Genomic DNA, 17899 nt, shown 5'->3' on the forward strand with positions numbered 1-17899 from the left:
TGACATGAGCGACAACGATCTGTACGCCGATGCCGCGCGCCAGGTGCTGGCGGACCATTGCACGCCGCAGGCGGTGCGCGATATCGAAGCAGGCGGCGACGCCGCCGGCAGGCTCTGGCAACAGCTGGAGGATGCTGGCCTGGCCGACGCGCTGGTCGGCGAGGAAGAGGGCGGCTCCGGGCTGAGCCTGGACCAAGTATTCGGCGTGTTGGAGCAATGCGGCGCCCACGCGCTGCCCTTGTTGCTGGGCGAGACCATGATTGCGCGCGCCTTGCTACCTGCGGGGCAGCGGCCGGCGGGCAGCATCGCCCTGGCGCGCGGCGTGCAACAAGCGGATGGCGCCTGGCATTGCGCGCTGGTGCGCGGCGGCGCGGTGGCTGACAGCGTGCTGGTGCAGACGGGCCACGTCTGGCGCCTGCTGGACGCCGCGCAGGCGCACAGGGAGCCGCAGGCGCTGGCATTGGACGCCGCCATGCGCTGGACGCCGGCGCAGGTCGCGACGGCGCCGCAGGCGCCGATGGATGCGGCTATCGACGTGCGCACCGTGCAGGCCTGCGTGGTCGCGCCGCAGATGGCGGGCGCGCTGGGCAGCGTGCTGGAGCGCACCCTGCAGTACGCCAACGAGCGCCAGCAGTTCGGCCGGCCCATCGGCAAGTTCCAGGCCATCCAGCATCAGCTGGCCGTCATGAGCGAGCACGTCTGCGCGGCGCGCATGGCGGCGCAGCTGGGCTGCCATGCCGGCGGCGTGGCGCCGGACCGGCTGCGGGTGGCGGTCGCCAAGGCGCGCTGCAGCGAGGCGGCACTGGTGGTGTCCGAGCTTGCGCACGCCGTACATGGCGCGATCGGCTTCACGGAAGAATACGACTTGCAGCTTTACACGCGCCGCTTGCATGCCTGGCGTCAGACCGCGGGCAGCGAGGCCTACTGGCAGGACGTGGCGGGCGAGGCGCTGTTCGCGCACGCAGGGCCAACCCTGGACCTGGTGCGCACGATTACCGACGTCCCGGCGTAAGCCTGGCTTTCAGGAGACACTTGCATGGCTTTTCTGCAAATAGAGCGCGACGGCGGCATTGTCGTCGCCACCATGAATCAGCCGGAGACACGCAATGCGCTGACCGGCAACACCGCCATCGAAGAGATTGTGCAGTTATGCGCGGACATCCGCCAGGACGCCGGCGTGAAGGTGCTGATCCTGACCGCCGCCGGGCCGATCTTCAGCTCGGGCGGCAACGTCAAGGACATGCGCCGCTTTTTCGACGATGCGCTGACTCCCGAGCGCATCTGCGAGGAGTACCGGCAGGGCATCCAGCGTATTCCGCTTGCGCTGCATGGCCTGGACGTTCCCGTCATCTGCGCGGTCAATGGCCCGGCCATCGGCGCCGGCCTGGACATCGCCTGCATGTGCGACATCCGCATCGCGGCCGACACGGCCACGTTTGCCGAGAGCTTCGTGCGCGTGGGCATCGTGCCCGGCGACGGCGGCGCCTGGCTGCTGCCGCGCGCGGTGGGCATGGCCCGCGCCAGCGAAATGGCTTACACGGGCGAGGCCATCAGCGCGCAGGATGCGCTGGCCTGGGGCCTGGTCAGCCGGGTGGTTCCAGCCGCGGATCTGCTGCCCACCGCCAGGACGCTGGCCGCGAAGATCGCCGCCAATCCCGGCGGCGTCATGCGCATGACCAAGCGCCTGCTGCGCGAAGGCCAGCACAGCAGCCTGGCGTCCTTGCTGGAGCTGTCGGCCAGTTACCAGGCCCTGGCCCACAAGACCGCCGAACACCGCGAGGCGGTCACCGCATTCATCGAGAAGCGCGCGCCGAAGTTCTGAAGGGCGGCGCTGCCGATGCGTTGGCGCGTCGGCAGCGTCGGATCCGATCCTCGCTGCCTACTGCTTGTCCATATACGTCAGCGCGGAAGCCACCAGCGCGCGCACGCCCACGCGCAGCGCGCTCTCGTCGATGGCGAACTCCGGCGAATGGTTGGGCGCGCCGCTCTTGTCGCCGAACGGCGAGGCATTGATGAACCAGAAGACCGAGGGCACCTTGCCACTGACACCATAGGCGCCGAAGTCCTCGCTGCCGGTGGACGGCGCCGGCATTTCAACCGTCTTGCCGGCGCCGGCCGCTGCCTGCCATGCTGGTATCAGGCTGCCGGTCAGGGATTTATCGTTGTCGACGACCTCGTAGCCGGTGTAGATGTTCACCTTGGAGTTCAGGCCGTAGGCCAGCGCAATATGCTCGGCGCGTGCGCGGATGGCCTCGTGGACGATGCGTTGGTTGTGCGACGATAGCGAGCGTACCGTGCCTGCCAGTTCGGCGCTTTCTGGCAGGATGTTTGCGCGCCGGCCACTTTGCAACATGCCGATGGACAGCACGGTGACGCCGTCAGACTGATCCACCTTTCTGCTGGTGATGCCCTGCAACGCCAATGTCAGTTCGGCCGCGGGTACGAGCGCGGGATTGGCGGTCCATGGGCGGCCGCCGTGTCCGCCTTTGCCGTGCAGCGAGATCTCGAAGCGGTCGCCGCTGGCCATGGTGGGGCCGGCGCGATAGGCGATGGTGCCGGAGGGCGCGCCGGCGCCGATGTGCTGGCCGAAGACCACGTCCACTTTGGGATTCTCCAGCACGCCCTGCGCGATCATGGCCCTGGCGCCGCTGGGTTCCTTGTCGGGTCCCCATTCTTCCGCGGGCTGGAACAAGAAGACGATCGTGCCGGGCAGTTCCTCCCGCATCGCCGACAAGGCCTTGGCCGCGCCCAGCAGCATGGCGACATGAGTGTCGTGGCCGCAGGCGTGGGAAACCGATACCTGCTCTCCGCGCCAGACGGCCTTGGCCTGCGAGCGGAACGGCAGGTCATTGCGTTCCTCGACGGGCAGGGCGTCCATGTCGGCGCGCAATGCCACTACAGGCCCCGGCTTGCCGCCCTTGAGCACAGCCTTGATGCCGGTACGCGCCACGCCGGTCTCGACGGTGATGCCCGGCATCGCGCGCAGGGCGTCGGCGATGTATTTCGCCGTTTCCGTCTCCTGGTACGACAGCTCCGGATGCTGGTGTATGTGGCGTCTCCATGCGATCACTTCAGGTTCGGTCTGGTCCGCCCGTTGCAGGGCTTCCTGCAGCAGGCCGGCGCCGGAGGCGGCCACGGGCGTGGACGGAGCCAGGGTCAGACCCAGCATCAATCCGGAACTCGCGGCCATAAGCCGGTTGAGAAGGGGCATGCCTTGCTCCAATCAGTGGGTCGCCTCGGATCTGCGGGCCAGGGAGAAATTTTCAGCGCCGGGCGCAGGCCGCGATGGCGCCTGCGACGTAGTCGATGTTGCCGTCGGTCAGGCCGGCCACGCAGAGTCTGCCGGATTTCAGCAGATACACGGCATGTTCGCGCCGCAGCGATTCGACCTGCTGGGGGCTCAGCCGCATGTAGCTGAACAGTCCTTGCTGCCGCTCGATGTAGTCCCAGGTTTCGGGCGCGCCGGTCAGTTGCGTCAGCGCGCCGGACAGGCGGGTGCGCAGGCTGACGAGCCGTGTCCGCATCTGCTCCAGTTCTTCGGTCCAGACCTGCCGCAACGCGCGATCGCTCAGAACGGCGGCGACCAAGGCAGCGCCAAACGTAGGAGGCGTGGAATAGTTGCCGCGTATCAGCAACTTGAGCTGGCCCAGCGCGCGGTCCGCGGCGGCTTTGTCGCGGCATACGATATTCAGGGCGCCGCAGCGTTCGCCGTACAGGGAAAAGTTCTTCGAGAACGAGCTGGCGACCAGACATTCCACGCCAGCACGCGCCATCGCCCGGATGGGCCCGGCGTCTGCGTCCAGGCCTAGTCCAAACCCCTGGTACGCCAGGTCGAAAAAGGGAATCAGGCCTTGGCGCACAAACAGTTCGGTCAGTGCCTCCCACTGATCCGCGGACAGGTCCACGCCCGTTGGGTTGTGGCAGCTGGCGTGCAGCACGACGATGGACCCGGCCGGCAGTGCCTGCAACGCGTCATGCATCTGCGCGAAGCGCACGGTGGCAGTTTCGGCGTCGTAGTAAGGGTACTCATGCACCGTGAAGCCTGCCTGGCGAAAGATCTGGGCATGGTTCTCCCAGGTCGGATCGCTGACCCAGACCGTCGCGTCGGGGCGGATTTGGCGCAGCAAGTCCGCGCCCAGCTTCAAGGCGCCGGTGCCGCCGACGCTTTGGGCCGTCACCACGCGCTCAGGTTCAGGGCCATCGGCGCCCAGGACCAGTTCTCTGGCGGCGTTGCGGTACGGCGCCGATCCGGGAATGGGCAGGTACGGATGCGGCTTGTCTGCCTGCACGAGCATGTCGCGCGCCTGGCGCACGGCGCGCATCACGGGGATGGTGCCATCCTCGGCAAAGTAGGTGCCGATGCTGAGGCTCACCTTGTGCGGAGCCGGGTCGTTCTGGAAGGCTTCAACCAGCGCGAAGATCGTATCGCCGGCCGCAGCGGGCAGGGGGGAGAAAAGGGACTGCATGGAGCTGCCTCATGAGGAAGATGCGGCCGCGGCGGGCCAGGATGTCAGCGTGGCGCTTGGATCTGCACCGCCAGCGTACCGATGCCTTCGATCGTTGCGCTGATTTCGTCGCCGACATTGAGGAACGTGCCTTGCGGCGCGCCCACGCCGGCGGGCGTACCTGTCAAGACCAGATCGCCGGGCTCCAGCGTCATGATGCGGCTCAGGGTCACCAGCTGCTCGCGGATATCGAAGACCATGCCGCTGGTGCGCGCGTCTTGCTTGCACTGGCCGTTGACGCTGAGCGTCAATCTCAGATCCATGGGGTCGCGGATGAACGCCGCAGGCACCAGCCTGGGGCCGAGGGGGCAACTGGTGTCATGCGCCTTGCCGGCTACCCAGTCCAGCTTGTAGAAGGTGTCGGGCGCCTTGTTGAGATCGCGCGCCGACATGTCCACGGCCACCGTATACGCCGCCACATGGTCGAGCGCGTCTTCCAGGCGCAGGTTCCTGGCGGTCTTGCCTATCACCAGCGCCAGTTCGATTTCCCAGTCCAGGCGTTCGCAACCGATGGGCATGTGTACCGTTGCGCCCTCGCCGACCACGGCCTGGCGCGGCGGCTTGAAGAAGAAGAACAGGCGCTGCGCGGATTTGTCCGCGGCATTCGGCACGTTCATTTCCGCCAGATGGTCATGGTAGTTGGCCCCCGCGCACAGCACCTTGCCTGGATACTGCAGCGGCGCCAGATGGCGGACCGGACCGGCGACTTCGTGACCGGCGAGCGCCGCGCGGCGGGCTGCCGCCTGCTCCAGCAATGCCAACGAGCGCGGCCAGTCCTCGAAGAGTTCCCGGACGGACGCGTCCAGCGCCGGCAGGTCCAGGATCCTCGCGCAAGCGGCAAGGGGATAGTGGCTGCCATCGATCTCCAGGCAGGCGACAGGACGGGAGGCGACGTCGAGAGTGGTCAATGCAAACATGGATACTGATCCGGTGAGATGGGAAAGAGAGGCGTCGCTCAGTCGATGACGAAGCCGGACTGGGCCACCGTGTCGCGCCACTGGTCGAACTGCTCCCGCGCGAGCGCATCGACGGCCTGCGGTGTGCCGCCGGCCGGCCGCATGCCCAGCTCGGCGACTCGCTTGGCCACGTCAGGCAGGGCCAGGATCTCGTTCACCGCCGTGTTCAGCTTGCGGACGGCCGGCTCAGGGGTGCCGGCCGGCGCATACAGTCCGGCCCAGCCCGAGGTCTCGAGTTCGCCCAGCCCGAGTTCGCGCATGGTCGGGGTTTGCGGCAGCGCTGGTTCGCGTTGCGCGCTGAAGGTCGCCAGAACGCGCAGCTTGCCAGCCTGCGCCAGGGGGACGACTTCGCCGGCGTCCATCACGATGGCATTGATGTGTCCGCCCAGCAGCGCGGTGACGGCATCCTTGCCGCCCTTGAACGCGATGTGCTCCAGCGGCGTATCCAGGCGCCTGGCCAGCGAAACGCCCAGGAAATGCTGCAGGCTGCCGGTGCCGGATGTGCCGTAGAACGTCTGGTCCGGATTCTGTTTGGCCCAGGTCCGGAATCCCTCGAACGAGGTGATGGGACTGTCGGCCGCGACGGCAAGCACGATGTCCCAGCTCACCAGCTGCGTCACCGGCTTGAGGTCGGTGAAAGGGGCGTAGCCGAGCTGACGGAACAGGTGCGGGTAGAGGAAGATGGCCACGCCTGGCGCCACCAGCAGGCTGTTGCCATCCGGCGCCGCGCCCTTGACCGCCTGAATGGCGATGCGCGTCTGCGCGCCGGGGCGGTTCTCCACCACCACCGGCCGCTCCAGATGACTGGGAAGCTTCTCGGCCACGATCCTGGCTATGGTGTCGAACGAGCCGCCGGCCGGCAGGCCGACGACCAGCTTTGCAGGCTGCTGCGCGTGGCCGCTGGCGGCCATGAACAGGCCGGCCAACGCCAGGTACTTGAGTCGGGTTATCAGGGCGGCCCCGCCGGGAACGGCTGTCTTCATCTTGTCTCCACGGTCTTTTTATTTGAGTTGACCCTGGCGAGGATTGTAGGCGCGTGGTGAAAACCGTCTAATGAAGATTTGTCATCGGGTGAAAGCCAATAGGAATTATAAAAATAGGAATGGCGCCGCGGCGACCTGTCTGCCGTCCCGCTCGGCGATGGCCACCGCGGCGGCCAACGGACCAGGACTAGGGATAGACGGGCTGGTCGCGGCGGGTGCCAGCGCCCCAGTCCACATCAAGACTGGCGATTGGCGCAACCTTGCGCGTCGCATTGTCGATGCACACGAGCCCGGCCTTCCCCGTGGCGACCGCGCGCCCGCTCCGCTTTTCCGTCAGGTGAAATTCCAGATCGAAGCCGTACTGGTTGAAGTTGTCGGGGGCGATTTCGATGCGCAGGACTTCTCCGTGGTGACTTTCTGACTTGTATTGAAGGGCCAGGTCCGCCACGACGAAATGATGCCCCTCGATGTCTTGTTCCTGATAGCCCAACGAGTTGATGAACCTGACCCTGGCCTCCGAGACCAGAGTGATCAACTGGGCATGGTCGAGGTGTCCCCCGTAGTTGATGTGGCCGGCATAGATCTGGATCTCGGTGGCGAAGGGGTAGTGGCTTCTGGGTTCGAACAAGAGGCGTGGCACGTGAGGAAGACTAAAAGAGTGTGTGTTGAAGGATGAATTCCGCGCGCCGCTATTGGGGCTCGCAGGGACTGCCGTCAGTGGCGGGCGCGCGTCGCGCGATCAGGGCGGGCAGGTCTCGTTTAAGTACCTTGCCCATGGGGTTGCGTGGCAGTGATTCCAGGATGAACCAGTGCCTGGGTACTGCGTAGTCGGCCAGCCATTGGACGCAGTGCGCCTCAAGGCGCTCGCTATCCAGCGCCGCGCCGGGCCGGAAGACGATGCAGGCCGCCGCTTCTTCGCCCAGCTTGGGATGAGGGAAGGGGATCACCGCGACTTCCTGTATTTGCGGCAGGCGCTGCAGCGCGTTTTCGATGGCGGCGGACGAGACTTTCAGGCCGCCGCGATTGATCACGTCCTTGCTGCGGTCGACGAAGCGGAACAGCCCGTCCTCGTCCTGGACCACGATGTCGCCGGTGTGTAGCCAGCCGTTGCGAAAGGTGTTTGCGCTTTCCTGCGGGTTTTCGAAGTAGCCTTGGGCCATGCTGGGGCCGCGAAAGCATAGTTCGCCTGGCTCGCCCGGCGGGACTGCTTGACCGTTCTCGTCCACCGCGCGCAATTCGCAGTTGGGCATGGCGGCGCCGATCATTCCCGCCTTGGCGGGCAGCCAGTGAGGCGGCAGGCTCGCGCCCGCAGGTCCGCTTTCGGTCATGCCCCAGATCTGCATCTGGTCTACCCAGGGCCAGGCCTGGGCTATGCGTTCGATGGCGGCCACGGGCATGGGCGCGCCGCCATAAGCGATCCGCCGCAGGCGCCCCAGGGCGTACGTTCCGCGTTCGCATTCGTCCAGCATGTACTGGATCACGGCGGGCACGCCATGGTAGACGGTGGATTGCTCGGATTCCGCCAGGCGCAACCGGTCAGCGTTGCCGGGCAGATGCTCCAGGACGAAGCCGGCGCCGTGCACCCAGGAGGACATGCATCCAAGATTCAGGCAGGAACTGGTGAAGAATGGAAAGGCGCCCTGGTAGAGGTCGCCGGCGCCCAGCCCGACCGCCTGACCGACGGCGAATCCGGCGGCGATCATGCTCCGATGGCTGTGGATGACGGCCTTGGAGCGGGAGGTCGTGCCCGAAGTAAAGAGCAAGCATGCGGGCGAGTCCGGATCCGGGCCGACGGCCGCGGATAGACCGGCGTCCGTGCCGTGCAAAGGGTCTTGCCATGCGTTCGCGGCATTCGCGGGGGCGTCGATATGCACTTGCCTGGTGCGTGTCAGGCGTTGCAAACGGGCGGCCGACGCCGTGCCGCAGACCACCAGAGCGGGGGTCACCAAGTCCAGCGCGTGGACGAGATCGTCGTCGGCGGCGCGCGTGTTCATGGGCACGGCAACCGCGCCTATGGCGAAGCAGCCGAGCGCAGTCAGGATGGCTTCCCGTCCGGCGTCGTTCGCCAGGTAAATGGCGACCCGGTCGCCGGACTCGATGCCGATGGCGCGCAGCCACCCCCCCATCCGGCGTGAAAAAAGAGCTAGCTGCGCGTAGGTCAGACGATCGCGAAAACCCTGAATCGATTGCGCTGATAACGCGACCCGATGGGGCTGCTGTCTGGCCCGCAGTTCAAGCAGTTGTCTCAGGGTTTTGCCGGAGACTGCATCCCACGAGGGCGGGAGCGAATCATCATGCGGCGCTTCGGATTCCATGATTTTTGCCTCTGCTGCGATTGAGCGATGGGATCATGCCTGCGCGAGCAGGCGGGGCGCATCCTGGCAGTCTTCCGTGGTGGCCCGGGCTTTGAGGACGTGCTTGAGTACCTTGCCGGTGGCGGTACGCGGCAGGTCGTCCACCACGAACATGCGTTCCGGGAATTTCTGGCGAGCCAGCCTGGCGCTTTCCAGATAGGCCAGCAGGCCGGGAAAATCCAATTCGCGTCCGGGCCGCAGGACCACGTAGGCGCAGGGTGTTTCTCCCATCCTGGCATGGGGAAACGCGACCACCGCGGCCTCCTGGATGGCTGGATGCTGATGCAGGAGATCTTCGATCTCCTTGGGACTGATATTCTCGCCTCCGCGGATGATCAGATCCTTCATGCGGCCGGTGACGGTGATGTAGCCGTTCTCGTCGATGTAGCCGAGATCGCCAGTGTGGAAATAGCCGTCCGCGTCGAAGGCTGCTTCGGTATCGCTCGGATCGGTGTAGCCCAGCATCACTTCCGGTCCTCGGGCCGTGATTTCGCCGGCCAGGCCAGTCGCGAGCGGCACGCCGCTAGCCGGATCCACGATGCGGACTTCATGGTTGAAAATCAGGCCGTCGGTCTTGGCGCCCCACTCCGCAGGGTCGCCCTGGGCGATGCCGAGCGAAATGGTGGGCGCCTCGCTGCTTCCGTAAATGCGGAACGTCTTGCAGTTCGGCAATACGGCATAGGCCCGTTTGACTACCTCGGGCGGCACGGGGGCGCCGCCGCTGCCATAGAGCCGCAGGGAGGGCAGTTGGATGCCGCGCCGGTCGACTTCGGCCACCAGCTCGACCAGGAAGGGCGTCGCGCCTATGCTGAACGACGCCTGGTGCCGCTGGATTGCGTCCAGCGCGGCGCTCGCCTCCCAGCGCTCCATCAGCACCGTTTTTGTTCCTTGCAGAAAGGGCAGCTCCAGCGCATACAGATAGCCCGTGATATGGGTAACGGGAGACGGCATGAGCAGCACATCGTCCCTGGACAACCCCCAGAAGTCGGTGACGGCCTGGACTTCGGCGCGGAGGGTATTGTGGCTATGCAGAACGCCCTTGGGGTTCCCGGTGGTGCCAGAGGTGTACAGCAAGAGTTTGACGGCGTCGGGATCGGCGCGGGTGAATGGTTCCAGGGGAGCGGGGCGGTCTACCCAGGAAGCATACGAGGCGACCCCGTCCGCTTCGGCTCGAACCAGGACTACGTGTTCCAGGTGAGGCAGATTCGGGCGCAGCCGCTGGATCATTTCAAGGTAGTCGATGCTGCGGAAGCGATCGGGAATGAACAGGACCCTGGCCTTTGAATTGGCAAGGATGAAACTGAGTTCCGCGTCGCGGTAGATAGGGACGATAGGATTGCAGACGAACCTGCCGATGGCGCAGGCCAGATTGATGACCAGGGTTTCGCGCCAGTTCGGCAGTTGGAAGCTGACGACGCTGCCAGGCTGCAGGCCATGGTCGCGCAGCGTCGCCGCGAGGCGCAGCGCTTGATTCCATAGCTGCTGAAACGTCAGTCCGCCGGAATCGTCCGCCACGGCGGTCCGGTCCGGGTAGTCGCGTGCGCACTGGCCCGCGCTCTCCGCCAGGGGGATGTTCTGCCATCGTCCGTCGCCCGCATACCGAGCCGCCATGTCCGGGCCGAGTCGTGTCTGCCAGCCACTCCCGTCTGTGTGCATTTCTGTCTCCCGCATCGTTTTTCGCCGGCGCCCGTCTGCGTGGACGGGGCCGTGCCGTGGGTGTTCAGGTCAAGCCGCCACGCACCAGCTTCATATAGGTTTCGACCACCGACTCCGGCAGGGTCGCGCCCGCGTCGCCCGCCGCTTCCGCGTCCTTGACATAGCGCAGGTAGAGATAGCTGCGTGCCGCCATGAACATGTAGGCCAGGGTTTCCAGTTCCTGTTCCCGATAGTTGACGATCTCTCCGGCCTGGACTCCTCTGGAGAGGGCTTCGACGTAGTGCTGCGTGATCAGCTTGAAGTGCGCCAGGTACGCGACCGGCGCGGCGATTTCGGCCTCATTGAGGATACGGAAGAATCCTGGACGCTCCTGCAGAAACTTAAAAAACGCGCGGAATCCTCTTTCTTCCATGTCCAGCACGTTCGCCGCGCCCTTCACCTGGTTGCGGATGAAGATCAACATGTCCTGGCCGACATGGGGCAGGAGCTCGTCGAACAGCGCCTGGCGCGATTCGAAGTAAAGATAGAACGTGCCTTGCGCGATTCCCGCGGCTTCGGTAATGCGGTTGATGGAAGCATCGCCGTAGCCGTGTTTTCCAACAACCTGCGCCGCAGCGCTGAAGATAGCCGCCCTGGTTTCTTCGGCCCGTTCGTCGCGGGTTTGCTTTTTTCGGGGACGGCTCTTGGGGCCGGCGGAAAGCGGCGCGGAAGGCGCCGATGCCGATTCACTCGGGTTGCGTACAGTCATGGAGCATCATCAGTGTGTGAAAAGTTCAGACCGCCAGATAGCGGTCGGCAATTTCAGGGTGGGCGTCGAAGTGATTCCAATCGCCCTCGAATACGATTCTGCCAGTATCTATCACGAATACGTAGTCGGTACACCGTCGCGAGAACCACAGGTTCTGTTCCGCCAGCAGCAGCGCGGCGCCTTGCTGCTGGCGGGCCCGATTAACCTGCTCGGCCATTTGCTGGACCAGCAAGGGGGCGACGCCTTCCGTGGGCTCGTCCAGCAGCATGCACTTCGGTCGCGACATCAAGGCTCGCGCGACCGCCAGAATTTGCTGCTGTCCGCCGCTGAGTTGGTTTCCCATGCGCGTGCGCAGCTCGGCAAGCGCTGGAAAGAGTCCGTAGGCCTCCTGTAGCGGGAGAGTGCCTCGCGGACCGCTGGCATGCCGCGCCAGCAGCAGATTTTCTTCCACCGTCAGGTGGCTGAATATCCTGCGGTCTTCCGGTACCAGCGCCAGCCCGGAACGCGCGCGCGCATGCGTGCCGATCTGCCTGAGGTCGCCGCCCATGAATCGCAGCGTGCCGTCGACGGTAGGGCCGCCGCCCACGATGCTCTTGAGCAAAGTCGTCTTGCCCGCGCCGTTGCGGCCCAGCAGGGCGACTCCCTGGCCGGCTGCGACCTCGATGCCGACGCCGTCGAGAACGAGGCTGTCCCCGTAGCGTGCGCGCAGGTTTTTCACTTCAAGCACTTTGCACCTCATGGCCCAGGTAGATTTCCCTGACTTCGGGGGAGGAACGCACGTCCTCGGGCGTTCCGCTGGCAATGATCTCGCCGTAGTTCAGCACGGTGATGCGGTCGGCCAGCGAAAAGACGACGTCCATGTCGTGCTCGGTTAGCAGGACCGAGATTCCGCGTTCCCGCACCACCGATTTAATGGTTTTCACCGCAGCCGCCCTGTCTGGCGGAGACATGCCGGCCATCGGCTCGTCGAGCATCAGTAGCTTGGGCCGCAGCGCAAGGCTCATCGCGAGTTCCAGGCGCTTCCGATCGCCGTAGGCCAGCACCCCCGAGACGTGATTGCGCTGTGAGGCCAGGCCCATTTTCTCCAGGGCGTCCAGGGCTTCGTCATAGACATCGGCGGCGGGCGCTATCCGCAAGCTGAAGCCGCCACCGGCACCCTGATGGCGGCGGCTCGCCTCGATGGCGACCACCATGTTGTCCAGCACGGTGTCTTCGCCGAAGACGCGGGCGACCTGGAAGGTCCGCCCCACGCCCAGGCGCACGCGTTGGTATCCGTCGATGCCTTCGACCCTCATGCCCTCAATCGAGATTTCGCCCGCATCTGGCAGAAGTTCGCCGCTCAAGGTCTTGAACAAGGTGGTCTTGCCCGCGCCATTGGGCCCGATGACGACGTGCGTTTCGCCCTGTTGCATGCGCAGTGTCACATCCTTCAGGACAGAAATGCTGCCGTAAGCCTTGTAGAGCCCGCGCGCGTCGAGTATGTGCGTAGTCACGATGTCTGTCCTTGAATCTTCGATTCGGAGCTGCCGTTGGCGGATGTCCCGCGCCGGCCAGCCGCGAGCAGCCGCTGCGCGCCGCCGATGACGCCGCCCGGGAACGCCAGCACCACGAGCAACAGCACCGCGCCTATCAGGATTTCGGAAAGACCGACGATGTTGCGGGTCATGTGTTCGAGCCCGATGAAGATCACCGCCCCGGCGACGGGCCCCCAGAAGTAGGCGACTCCGCCCACCAGGCAAAACAGAATGGGCAGGGCGGAATATCCCCAGTGCGCAATTTCCGGCGTGAGCAGCTGGGCCGCCGGCGCGTACAGGCCGCCGGCCAGGCCGGCGAAGGCGCCGCTGGCCACAAAGGCCGAGAATCGCATGGCGTGGACATTGATGCCAAGAAAGCGCACTCGCTCGGCATCCTGGCGGATGGCCGCCAGCAGCCTGCCGTAGCGGTTGTGCCAAAGAATGTACAGAATCAGCGCGAGGAAAGAGACACAGACCAGTGTGACGTAGTAGAGATTGTTGCCTTGCGCGAGGTCGAGTCTGAACAGGCCAAAGTCCATCACCGGCCGCTTGATGCCTGTCATGCCATCCTCGCGGCCCAGGAGGTCGGATTTCGAGATCAGGATGTGCACCAGTTCCGCCAATGCGAGAGTCAGGATGGCGAAGTAGATGCCGCTCGCGCGGCGCAGGGCGACGACGGCGACGGCCGCGGCGACCAGCCCTCCCGCAATGCCCGCAGCCAGCCAGGCAAGGGGGAAGGGAACCTGGGAGTAGCTCTGCAGCAGCAGGCCGGTGGTGTAGGCGCCTGCCGCGAAGTACGCCGCATGGCCGAAACTGACCAGGCCGGTCAGGCCGAAAACGAGGTTGAAGCTCAAGGCGAAGGTTGCGTTGATCAACACCACCGACGCGAGAAACACCAATCCCTTGTCCGCCCACCACGGGACGCTGGCGAACAGCCCGATCACCACCCCCGCAACCGCGAGGTCGAACGAGCGCCGGCTTGTTGTGCTGGCAAGCTGCTTCATTACCGTAGCCCCTTCAAAAGTCCTTGCGGACGCCACATCAAGATGGAAATGAGGGCGACATAGAAGAAAAGCCCCGGTACTTCCGCGAAGACGCGGTCGCCTATCGCGGTGATGAGGCCTAGGAGGACGGCGGCCAGGAAGGCGCCGCGAATGTTCCCCATGCCGCCGACGATGATCACGCCGAAGGCCTGAATGATCAGGGCGCTGCCCATGTTGGGAGACAGGCTTTGGTTGACGGACAGCAGCGCGCCGGCGACTCCAGCCAGCGCGATTCCCACAACCACGGTGCCTGTCAGCACCAGGCGCACGTTCACGCCGAGCAACGAGGCCATCCAGGGATCGACCGCGACCGACTGGACTGTTTTTCCCAGCTCGGTGCGATGCACCAGATAGTCGAGAAGTAGGAAGGCGAGCACGCCGCAGCCGATCACGAAGAGGACGAAGTTGGGAGCCAGCATGCCGGCGATCTCGGTGGCGCCGCGCAATACCGGCGGAGGCGGCACGCTCAGAAAGTCGATGCCCCAGACTACCTTGACAACTCCCTGGCAGAGCAGCAGCAGCGCGTAGGTGGCGATCAACGAATAGGATTCGCCAACGCCTCTGAGCCGCTGGAAAACCAGCTTGTCCACGGCGGCGCCCAGCACGCCCAGCGCCACGGCGCACACGATGGTGGCGAGCATGAAAGCCCAGAAGGACGGCTCTCCAAGCCTGGCCAGCAGGCTGTAGGCCAGATAGGCCCCCAGCATGACGAAGCCGCCATGTGCGAAGTTCAGGACGTGCAGGATGCCAAAAACCAGCGTCAGGCCGGCGGCGGTCAGGAAGACCGTCATGCCCCACGACAGGCCGTTGAGCGTCATCAAACCGTATTGGTCCATGATTCCCGGTCCTTTCAGACTGTCCGCAAGCTCAAGGCCTTTCCGGGAGTGGCCGGATCCATCACCTCCTCGCCGGGGATGCGAATGACGTCGACGATTTCGAAGCCGTCCGTTGCCTTGGCCGATCCGCGCAGGCGATACATGACAACGGGCTTGATGGCCTGATGGTCTTCCTTGCGGAAGCGGCGCGGACCGGTGGCGGTTTCGAACGTGACCGATTCAAGCGCGTTCAGAACCGCGCCGGTATCGGCCGAGCCAGCCGCTTGTAGCGCGCGAGCGTAGGCCATCACCGCGGCATGCCCCTCGGAAATAAAGCCCAGCGTGAGGGGATCCTTGGCGCGGCGCACGGCTTCCGCCTGGAGTTCGCGGCTGACCGGGATGTCCTCGAACGCACCCGCGTACCAGTGCGTTCCCACCCACATGTCCGGCAGATCTTGCTTCATGGCCTTGGCTACGATCAGCTCGTTGGCCGAATCCACGATCAGCTTGGCCTTCTTGAAGAATCCGAACGGTTCGGCCTGTTTGTACAGCGTCACGGCATCGCCGCCATACACGGAGATCATGAAGCCTTCGGCTGGGACGGACATGGTGGCGGTAATGGCGTTGCGATAGTCCGCGGCGCCGTACTGCGTCTTGATCGGCGGGGCGATCGCGGGTTGCTTCTGGGCAAGCGCTGGATAGAACTCGCGCAGGCCGTCTTCGAAACAGCCCCAGGTGGTGCGGCCGTACTCATGATCGGGAATGACGCCGCCCCAGCGATTGACGTCCGGATAGCGTTGCGCGGCCATTTTGGCGAGGGCGCGCTGACGCATGTAGGGATTGTCCGTGACACGGAAATAGTTTCGGACAAAGCTCTCCTTGGTGAGCTTTTCGGAGTGCGCGGCGCAGGTTATCAGCAGTGTTTTCTCCTGTTCCAGGACCGCGGCGATCGCTAGGGCGACCGCACTGGATACCACGCCGCACAGCATGTTCACGCCGGAACCCGCCAACTCGCGCGCGGCGACGGTCGCCTCGGCCGGTTTGGCCTTGTCGTCCCGGATGACCAGCTCCAGTTTCCTGCCGAGAACGCCGCCCGCCTGGTTGACCTGGTCAATGGCGATCTGCGCGCCCAGAAGCATGGGCTGCCCGAGTGGCGCCTGGGCGCCGGAGAGCGATGAAATGAAGCCCAGCTTGATAGACGAATTAGCTTGCGCGAATGCGGTGCGGCTCCACAGGCTGCCGGCGCCGGCTGCGCTTGCGCCGCCCAGGGCGCCCAGCATCTTGAGGACGTTTCTGCGATCCATGTTCATGTCTCCTTTGCTTTGTTCTGTATTGTTCTGCTTTGTTGTGCGGGGCTCGCCCCAGGGAACTTCAGATCAATCAGGCCTATGTCATGCGATGCCGATGTCGCCCGCGCCTCCAAACGCGGACCAGCCGCCATCCACCGGCAGGGTTGCCCCCGTGATGAAGGATGACCATTCCGAGGACAGGTACGCCGCGGCATGCGCGATCTCCCTGGGATGGCCGAGGCGGGCCAGCGGTGTCCGCCGTTCTATCTGTCCGGTGTTCACCTTGTTTTCGCGTATCAGGGTCTCGACCAAGGGCGTGCGGATATAGCCGGGAGCGATGCAGTTCACGCGGATGCCCAGGCTGCCCCACTCGCTGGCCAGCGATCTGGTAAGCATGATTACGCCAGCCTTGGACGCGCCATAGGCGTTGCGGCGGGGAAAGCCGCCCAGGCCGACGATGGACGAGATGTTGATCATCGATCCAGAGCGGCGTTGCGCCATGTGTGCGCCCACGGCCTTGCACATGAGGTAGGTGCCGGTCAGGTCTACATCCACGATCCGCTGCCAGGATTGCGTGCTTTGCTCCAGGGTCGGGGTGTAGGTGTCGGGTATGCCGGCGCAATTCACGAGCACGTCGATGGCTCCCATGGCGGTCATGGCTTCCGCCGTGGCGCGCAGGCAGTCTTGTTCCACGCAGACGTCCGCCTGGAGCCGGGTAACGGTGTCCCGTTCCACGGCGTCGAGCGGCTGGAGGTCGGCCGAACTCACTTGCGCGCCGAGTTCCAGGAACAGATCGACCACCGCCGCTCCGATGCCGCTGGAGCCGCCGGTTACCAACACATTCTTCCCGGTCAGGTCAATTGAGGGCATGTCAGGCATTGGCTCCGGACCACTTGTAGATGTTGTTGCGCTGGACCGCGGAGGAGCCGCCGATGATGGGCAGCAGCAGGGCGTCCCGGACGTAGCGCTCCGCGTCGAAATCCTTGACGTAGCCATAGGCGCCGAAGATGGTCTGGCATTCCAGCGCGACCGAGCGGGCGGTTTCCGTGGCAAAGAGCTTCGCCATGGATGTTTCGACCCCGCAGCGCTGGTGTTCGTTGGCCATCCAGGCTGCGTGGTAGAGCACGAGGCGCGCGGCGTGCAGTTGCGTCTTCATGTCGGCCAGCTTGTGCTGAATGGACTGGTAGTGGTTGATGGTCTTGCCGAATTGCTGGCGTTCGCCCGCGTAGGCCCATGCATCGTCGAGCGCGGCCCGGGCGACGCCGATGCCGATGGCGGCGACTTCGAGTTTTTCCACGTCCAGTCCCGAACCCACGATCATCTGCCAGCCGTTATTCCAGCCGGCCTCGCCGCCCATCACATTCTCGAATGGCACCTCCACGTCCTCGAAGATCACGTCCGTGGTCGCGGCTCCTTTCATGCCCAACCCTTCGATGGGCGTGATCGTCACGCCTTTGGTGTCGGGCGGGATCATGATCATGGACAGATTCTTGTAGCGCTCGCCCTCGTTGCCGGAGCGCACCAGCGCGTAGATGTAGTCCGATATCGCCGCGCCCGAGCAGAAGCGCTTGGCGCCGTTGATCCGCACGGAGTCCCCCACACGTTCGGCGCGGGTCTTGACGCTGGCCAGGTCGGCGCCGGCATCCGGTTCCGTCCAGCCGTAGGCAAAGACGAGGGTACCGTCCACGACCTTGGGCAGAAGTTCGGTCTTCTGCGCCTCGGTGGCGCATTCGACCAGATTCATGCCCGCATAGCAGGCGCTCATGATGTAGGGCACCGATACCGCCAGGCTGCGCCTGGACAGTTCTTCGATGACAACCATGGTGGCGAGGATGTCGCGGCCCGCGCCGCCATACGCTTCGGGTACGGTGAGTCCCATGACGCCGAGGCGCGCGAGTTTGTCGAAGACCTCGCGCGGGAAGTGGTTGCGCTTGTCCCAGTCGGCGGCGGCGCCGCGCGGCATTTCCTTCTCGACGAACCGCTCGAGCGTATCGCGCAACTGCCGGATGTGGTCGGGTTCCGTGAAGTTCATCAGT

Annotated in this window: 17 protein-coding genes; 2 read left to right on the top strand and 15 right to left on the bottom strand. The window is 65.0% G+C overall.

The genetic code is table 11. The features are described 5' to 3' along the window. Positions 1–4: 4 nt before the first annotated feature. Together N5C88_RS14755 and N5C88_RS14760 are read left to right on the top strand one after the other, a co-directional pair. A complete protein-coding gene (locus N5C88_RS14755; RefSeq protein ID WP_280015609.1) occupies positions 5–1012 on the top strand; it encodes an acyl-CoA dehydrogenase family protein in 1008 nt (335 codons plus the stop codon). Positions 1013–1036: 24 nt separating this feature from the next. After that, positions 1037–1822: a crotonase/enoyl-CoA hydratase family protein gene (locus tag N5C88_RS14760; protein ID WP_059373900.1), complete on the top strand. Its 786-nt coding sequence runs from the start codon at positions 1037–1039 to the stop codon at positions 1820–1822. 57 nt (positions 1823–1879) lie between these two features. Here N5C88_RS14760 and N5C88_RS14765 read toward each other — a convergent pair whose 3' ends face one another. The 15 genes from N5C88_RS14765 to N5C88_RS14835 form a co-directional block, all read right to left on the bottom strand. Continuing rightward, positions 1880–3211 (bottom strand): amidohydrolase, encoded by a 1332-nt coding sequence (locus tag N5C88_RS14765; RefSeq protein ID WP_280015610.1) that lies wholly within the window; start codon positions 3209–3211, stop codon positions 1880–1882. A 52-nt stretch (positions 3212–3263) separates the two neighbouring features. After that, positions 3264–4466 (bottom strand): aspartate/tyrosine/aromatic aminotransferase, encoded by a 1203-nt coding sequence (locus N5C88_RS14770; protein WP_280015611.1) that lies wholly within the window; start codon positions 4464–4466, stop codon positions 3264–3266. A 44-nt stretch (positions 4467–4510) separates the two neighbouring features. After that, the gene (locus N5C88_RS14775; protein WP_118931513.1) at positions 4511–5422 is read right to left on the bottom strand and encodes a fumarylacetoacetate hydrolase family protein; all 912 of its coding nucleotides are present in this window, start codon (positions 5420–5422) and stop codon (positions 4511–4513) included. 38 nt (positions 5423–5460) lie between these two features. Next, positions 5461–6444, bottom strand: a complete 984-nt coding sequence (locus tag N5C88_RS14780; protein WP_280015612.1) for a tripartite tricarboxylate transporter substrate-binding protein — start codon at positions 6442–6444, stop codon at positions 5461–5463. 187 nt (positions 6445–6631) lie between these two features. Further along, positions 6632–7072 carry a thioesterase family protein gene (locus N5C88_RS14785; RefSeq protein WP_347881398.1) on the bottom strand — a complete coding sequence of 147 codons (441 nt, stop codon included), beginning with the start codon at positions 7070–7072 and terminating at the stop codon, positions 6632–6634. A gap of 61 nt (positions 7073–7133) precedes the next feature. Further along, positions 7134–8759: a class I adenylate-forming enzyme family protein gene (locus tag N5C88_RS14790; RefSeq protein ID WP_118931516.1), complete on the bottom strand. Its 1626-nt coding sequence runs from the start codon at positions 8757–8759 to the stop codon at positions 7134–7136. A gap of 33 nt (positions 8760–8792) precedes the next feature. Then, positions 8793–10454 (bottom strand): AMP-binding protein, encoded by a 1662-nt coding sequence (locus tag N5C88_RS14795; protein ID WP_251878942.1) that lies wholly within the window; start codon positions 10452–10454, stop codon positions 8793–8795. Positions 10455–10518: 64 nt separating this feature from the next. Continuing rightward, entirely contained in the window at positions 10519–11202 is a 684-nt protein-coding gene (locus N5C88_RS14800) for a TetR/AcrR family transcriptional regulator (RefSeq protein ID WP_280015613.1), read from the bottom strand. A gap of 25 nt (positions 11203–11227) precedes the next feature. Then, positions 11228–11929 carry an ABC transporter ATP-binding protein gene (locus N5C88_RS14805; RefSeq protein WP_059373883.1) on the bottom strand — a complete coding sequence of 234 codons (702 nt, stop codon included), beginning with the start codon at positions 11927–11929 and terminating at the stop codon, positions 11228–11230. Beyond that, positions 11922–12695 (bottom strand): ABC transporter ATP-binding protein, encoded by a 774-nt coding sequence (locus N5C88_RS14810; protein WP_205736583.1) that lies wholly within the window; start codon positions 12693–12695, stop codon positions 11922–11924. The genes N5C88_RS14805 and N5C88_RS14810 overlap by 8 nt, the downstream gene beginning before the upstream one ends. Next, a complete protein-coding gene (locus tag N5C88_RS14815) occupies positions 12692–13720 on the bottom strand; it encodes a branched-chain amino acid ABC transporter permease (protein WP_118931519.1) in 1029 nt (342 codons plus the stop codon). The genes N5C88_RS14810 and N5C88_RS14815 overlap by 4 nt, the downstream gene beginning before the upstream one ends. Then, positions 13720–14595, bottom strand: a complete 876-nt coding sequence (locus tag N5C88_RS14820) for a branched-chain amino acid ABC transporter permease (protein WP_118931520.1) — start codon at positions 14593–14595, stop codon at positions 13720–13722. Before N5C88_RS14820 ends, N5C88_RS14815 begins: the two co-directional genes overlap by 1 nt. A gap of 14 nt (positions 14596–14609) precedes the next feature. Further along, positions 14610–15878, bottom strand: a complete 1269-nt coding sequence (locus tag N5C88_RS14825) for an ABC transporter substrate-binding protein (protein WP_187774078.1) — start codon at positions 15876–15878, stop codon at positions 14610–14612. Positions 15879–15965: 87 nt separating this feature from the next. Beyond that, positions 15966–16733, bottom strand: coding sequence for an SDR family NAD(P)-dependent oxidoreductase (locus N5C88_RS14830; RefSeq protein ID WP_059373878.1), 768 nt, complete (start codon positions 16731–16733; stop codon positions 15966–15968). 1 nt (position 16734) lies between these two features. Further along, positions 16735–17895: an acyl-CoA dehydrogenase family protein gene (locus N5C88_RS14835; RefSeq protein WP_059373877.1), complete on the bottom strand. Its 1161-nt coding sequence runs from the start codon at positions 17893–17895 to the stop codon at positions 16735–16737. Between the last annotated feature and the right edge of the window lie 4 nt (positions 17896–17899).

The organism is Achromobacter sp. GD03932 (assembly GCF_029839485.1).
GTDB classification, from domain to species: Bacteria; Pseudomonadota; Gammaproteobacteria; order Burkholderiales; family Burkholderiaceae_B; genus Achromobacter; species Achromobacter bronchisepticus_A.

Excerpts from the sequence above, each read along its gene's own strand:
- N5C88_RS14755 (WP_280015609.1), top strand. The coding sequence starts at position 5 with ATGAGCGACAACGATCTGTACGCCGATGCCGCGCGCCAGGTGCTGGCG.
- N5C88_RS14760 (WP_059373900.1), top strand. The coding sequence starts at position 1,037 with ATGGCTTTTCTGCAAATAGAGCGCGACGGCGGCATTGTCGTCGCCACC.
- N5C88_RS14765 (WP_280015610.1), bottom strand. The coding sequence starts at position 3,211 with ATGCCCCTTCTCAACCGGCTTATGGCCGCGAGTTCCGGATTGATGCTG.
- N5C88_RS14770 (WP_280015611.1), bottom strand. The coding sequence starts at position 4,466 with ATGCAGTCCCTTTTCTCCCCCCTGCCCGCTGCGGCCGGCGATACGATC.
- N5C88_RS14775 (WP_118931513.1), bottom strand. The coding sequence starts at position 5,422 with ATGTTTGCATTGACCACTCTCGACGTCGCCTCCCGTCCTGTCGCCTGC.
- N5C88_RS14780 (WP_280015612.1), bottom strand. The coding sequence starts at position 6,444 with ATGAAGACAGCCGTTCCCGGCGGGGCCGCCCTGATAACCCGACTCAAG.
- N5C88_RS14790 (WP_118931516.1), bottom strand. The coding sequence starts at position 8,759 with ATGGAATCCGAAGCGCCGCATGATGATTCGCTCCCGCCCTCGTGGGAT.
- N5C88_RS14795 (WP_251878942.1), bottom strand. The coding sequence starts at position 10,454 with ATGCACACAGACGGGAGTGGCTGGCAGACACGACTCGGCCCGGACATG.
- N5C88_RS14800 (WP_280015613.1), bottom strand. The coding sequence starts at position 11,202 with ATGACTGTACGCAACCCGAGTGAATCGGCATCGGCGCCTTCCGCGCCG.
- N5C88_RS14815 (WP_118931519.1), bottom strand. The coding sequence starts at position 13,720 with ATGAAGCAGCTTGCCAGCACAACAAGCCGGCGCTCGTTCGACCTCGCG.
- N5C88_RS14820 (WP_118931520.1), bottom strand. The coding sequence starts at position 14,595 with ATGGACCAATACGGTTTGATGACGCTCAACGGCCTGTCGTGGGGCATG.
- N5C88_RS14825 (WP_187774078.1), bottom strand. The coding sequence starts at position 15,878 with ATGGATCGCAGAAACGTCCTCAAGATGCTGGGCGCCCTGGGCGGCGCA.
- N5C88_RS14830 (WP_059373878.1), bottom strand. The coding sequence starts at position 16,733 with ATGCCCTCAATTGACCTGACCGGGAAGAATGTGTTGGTAACCGGCGGC.
- N5C88_RS14835 (WP_059373877.1), bottom strand. The coding sequence starts at position 17,895 with ATGAACTTCACGGAACCCGACCACATCCGGCAGTTGCGCGATACGCTC.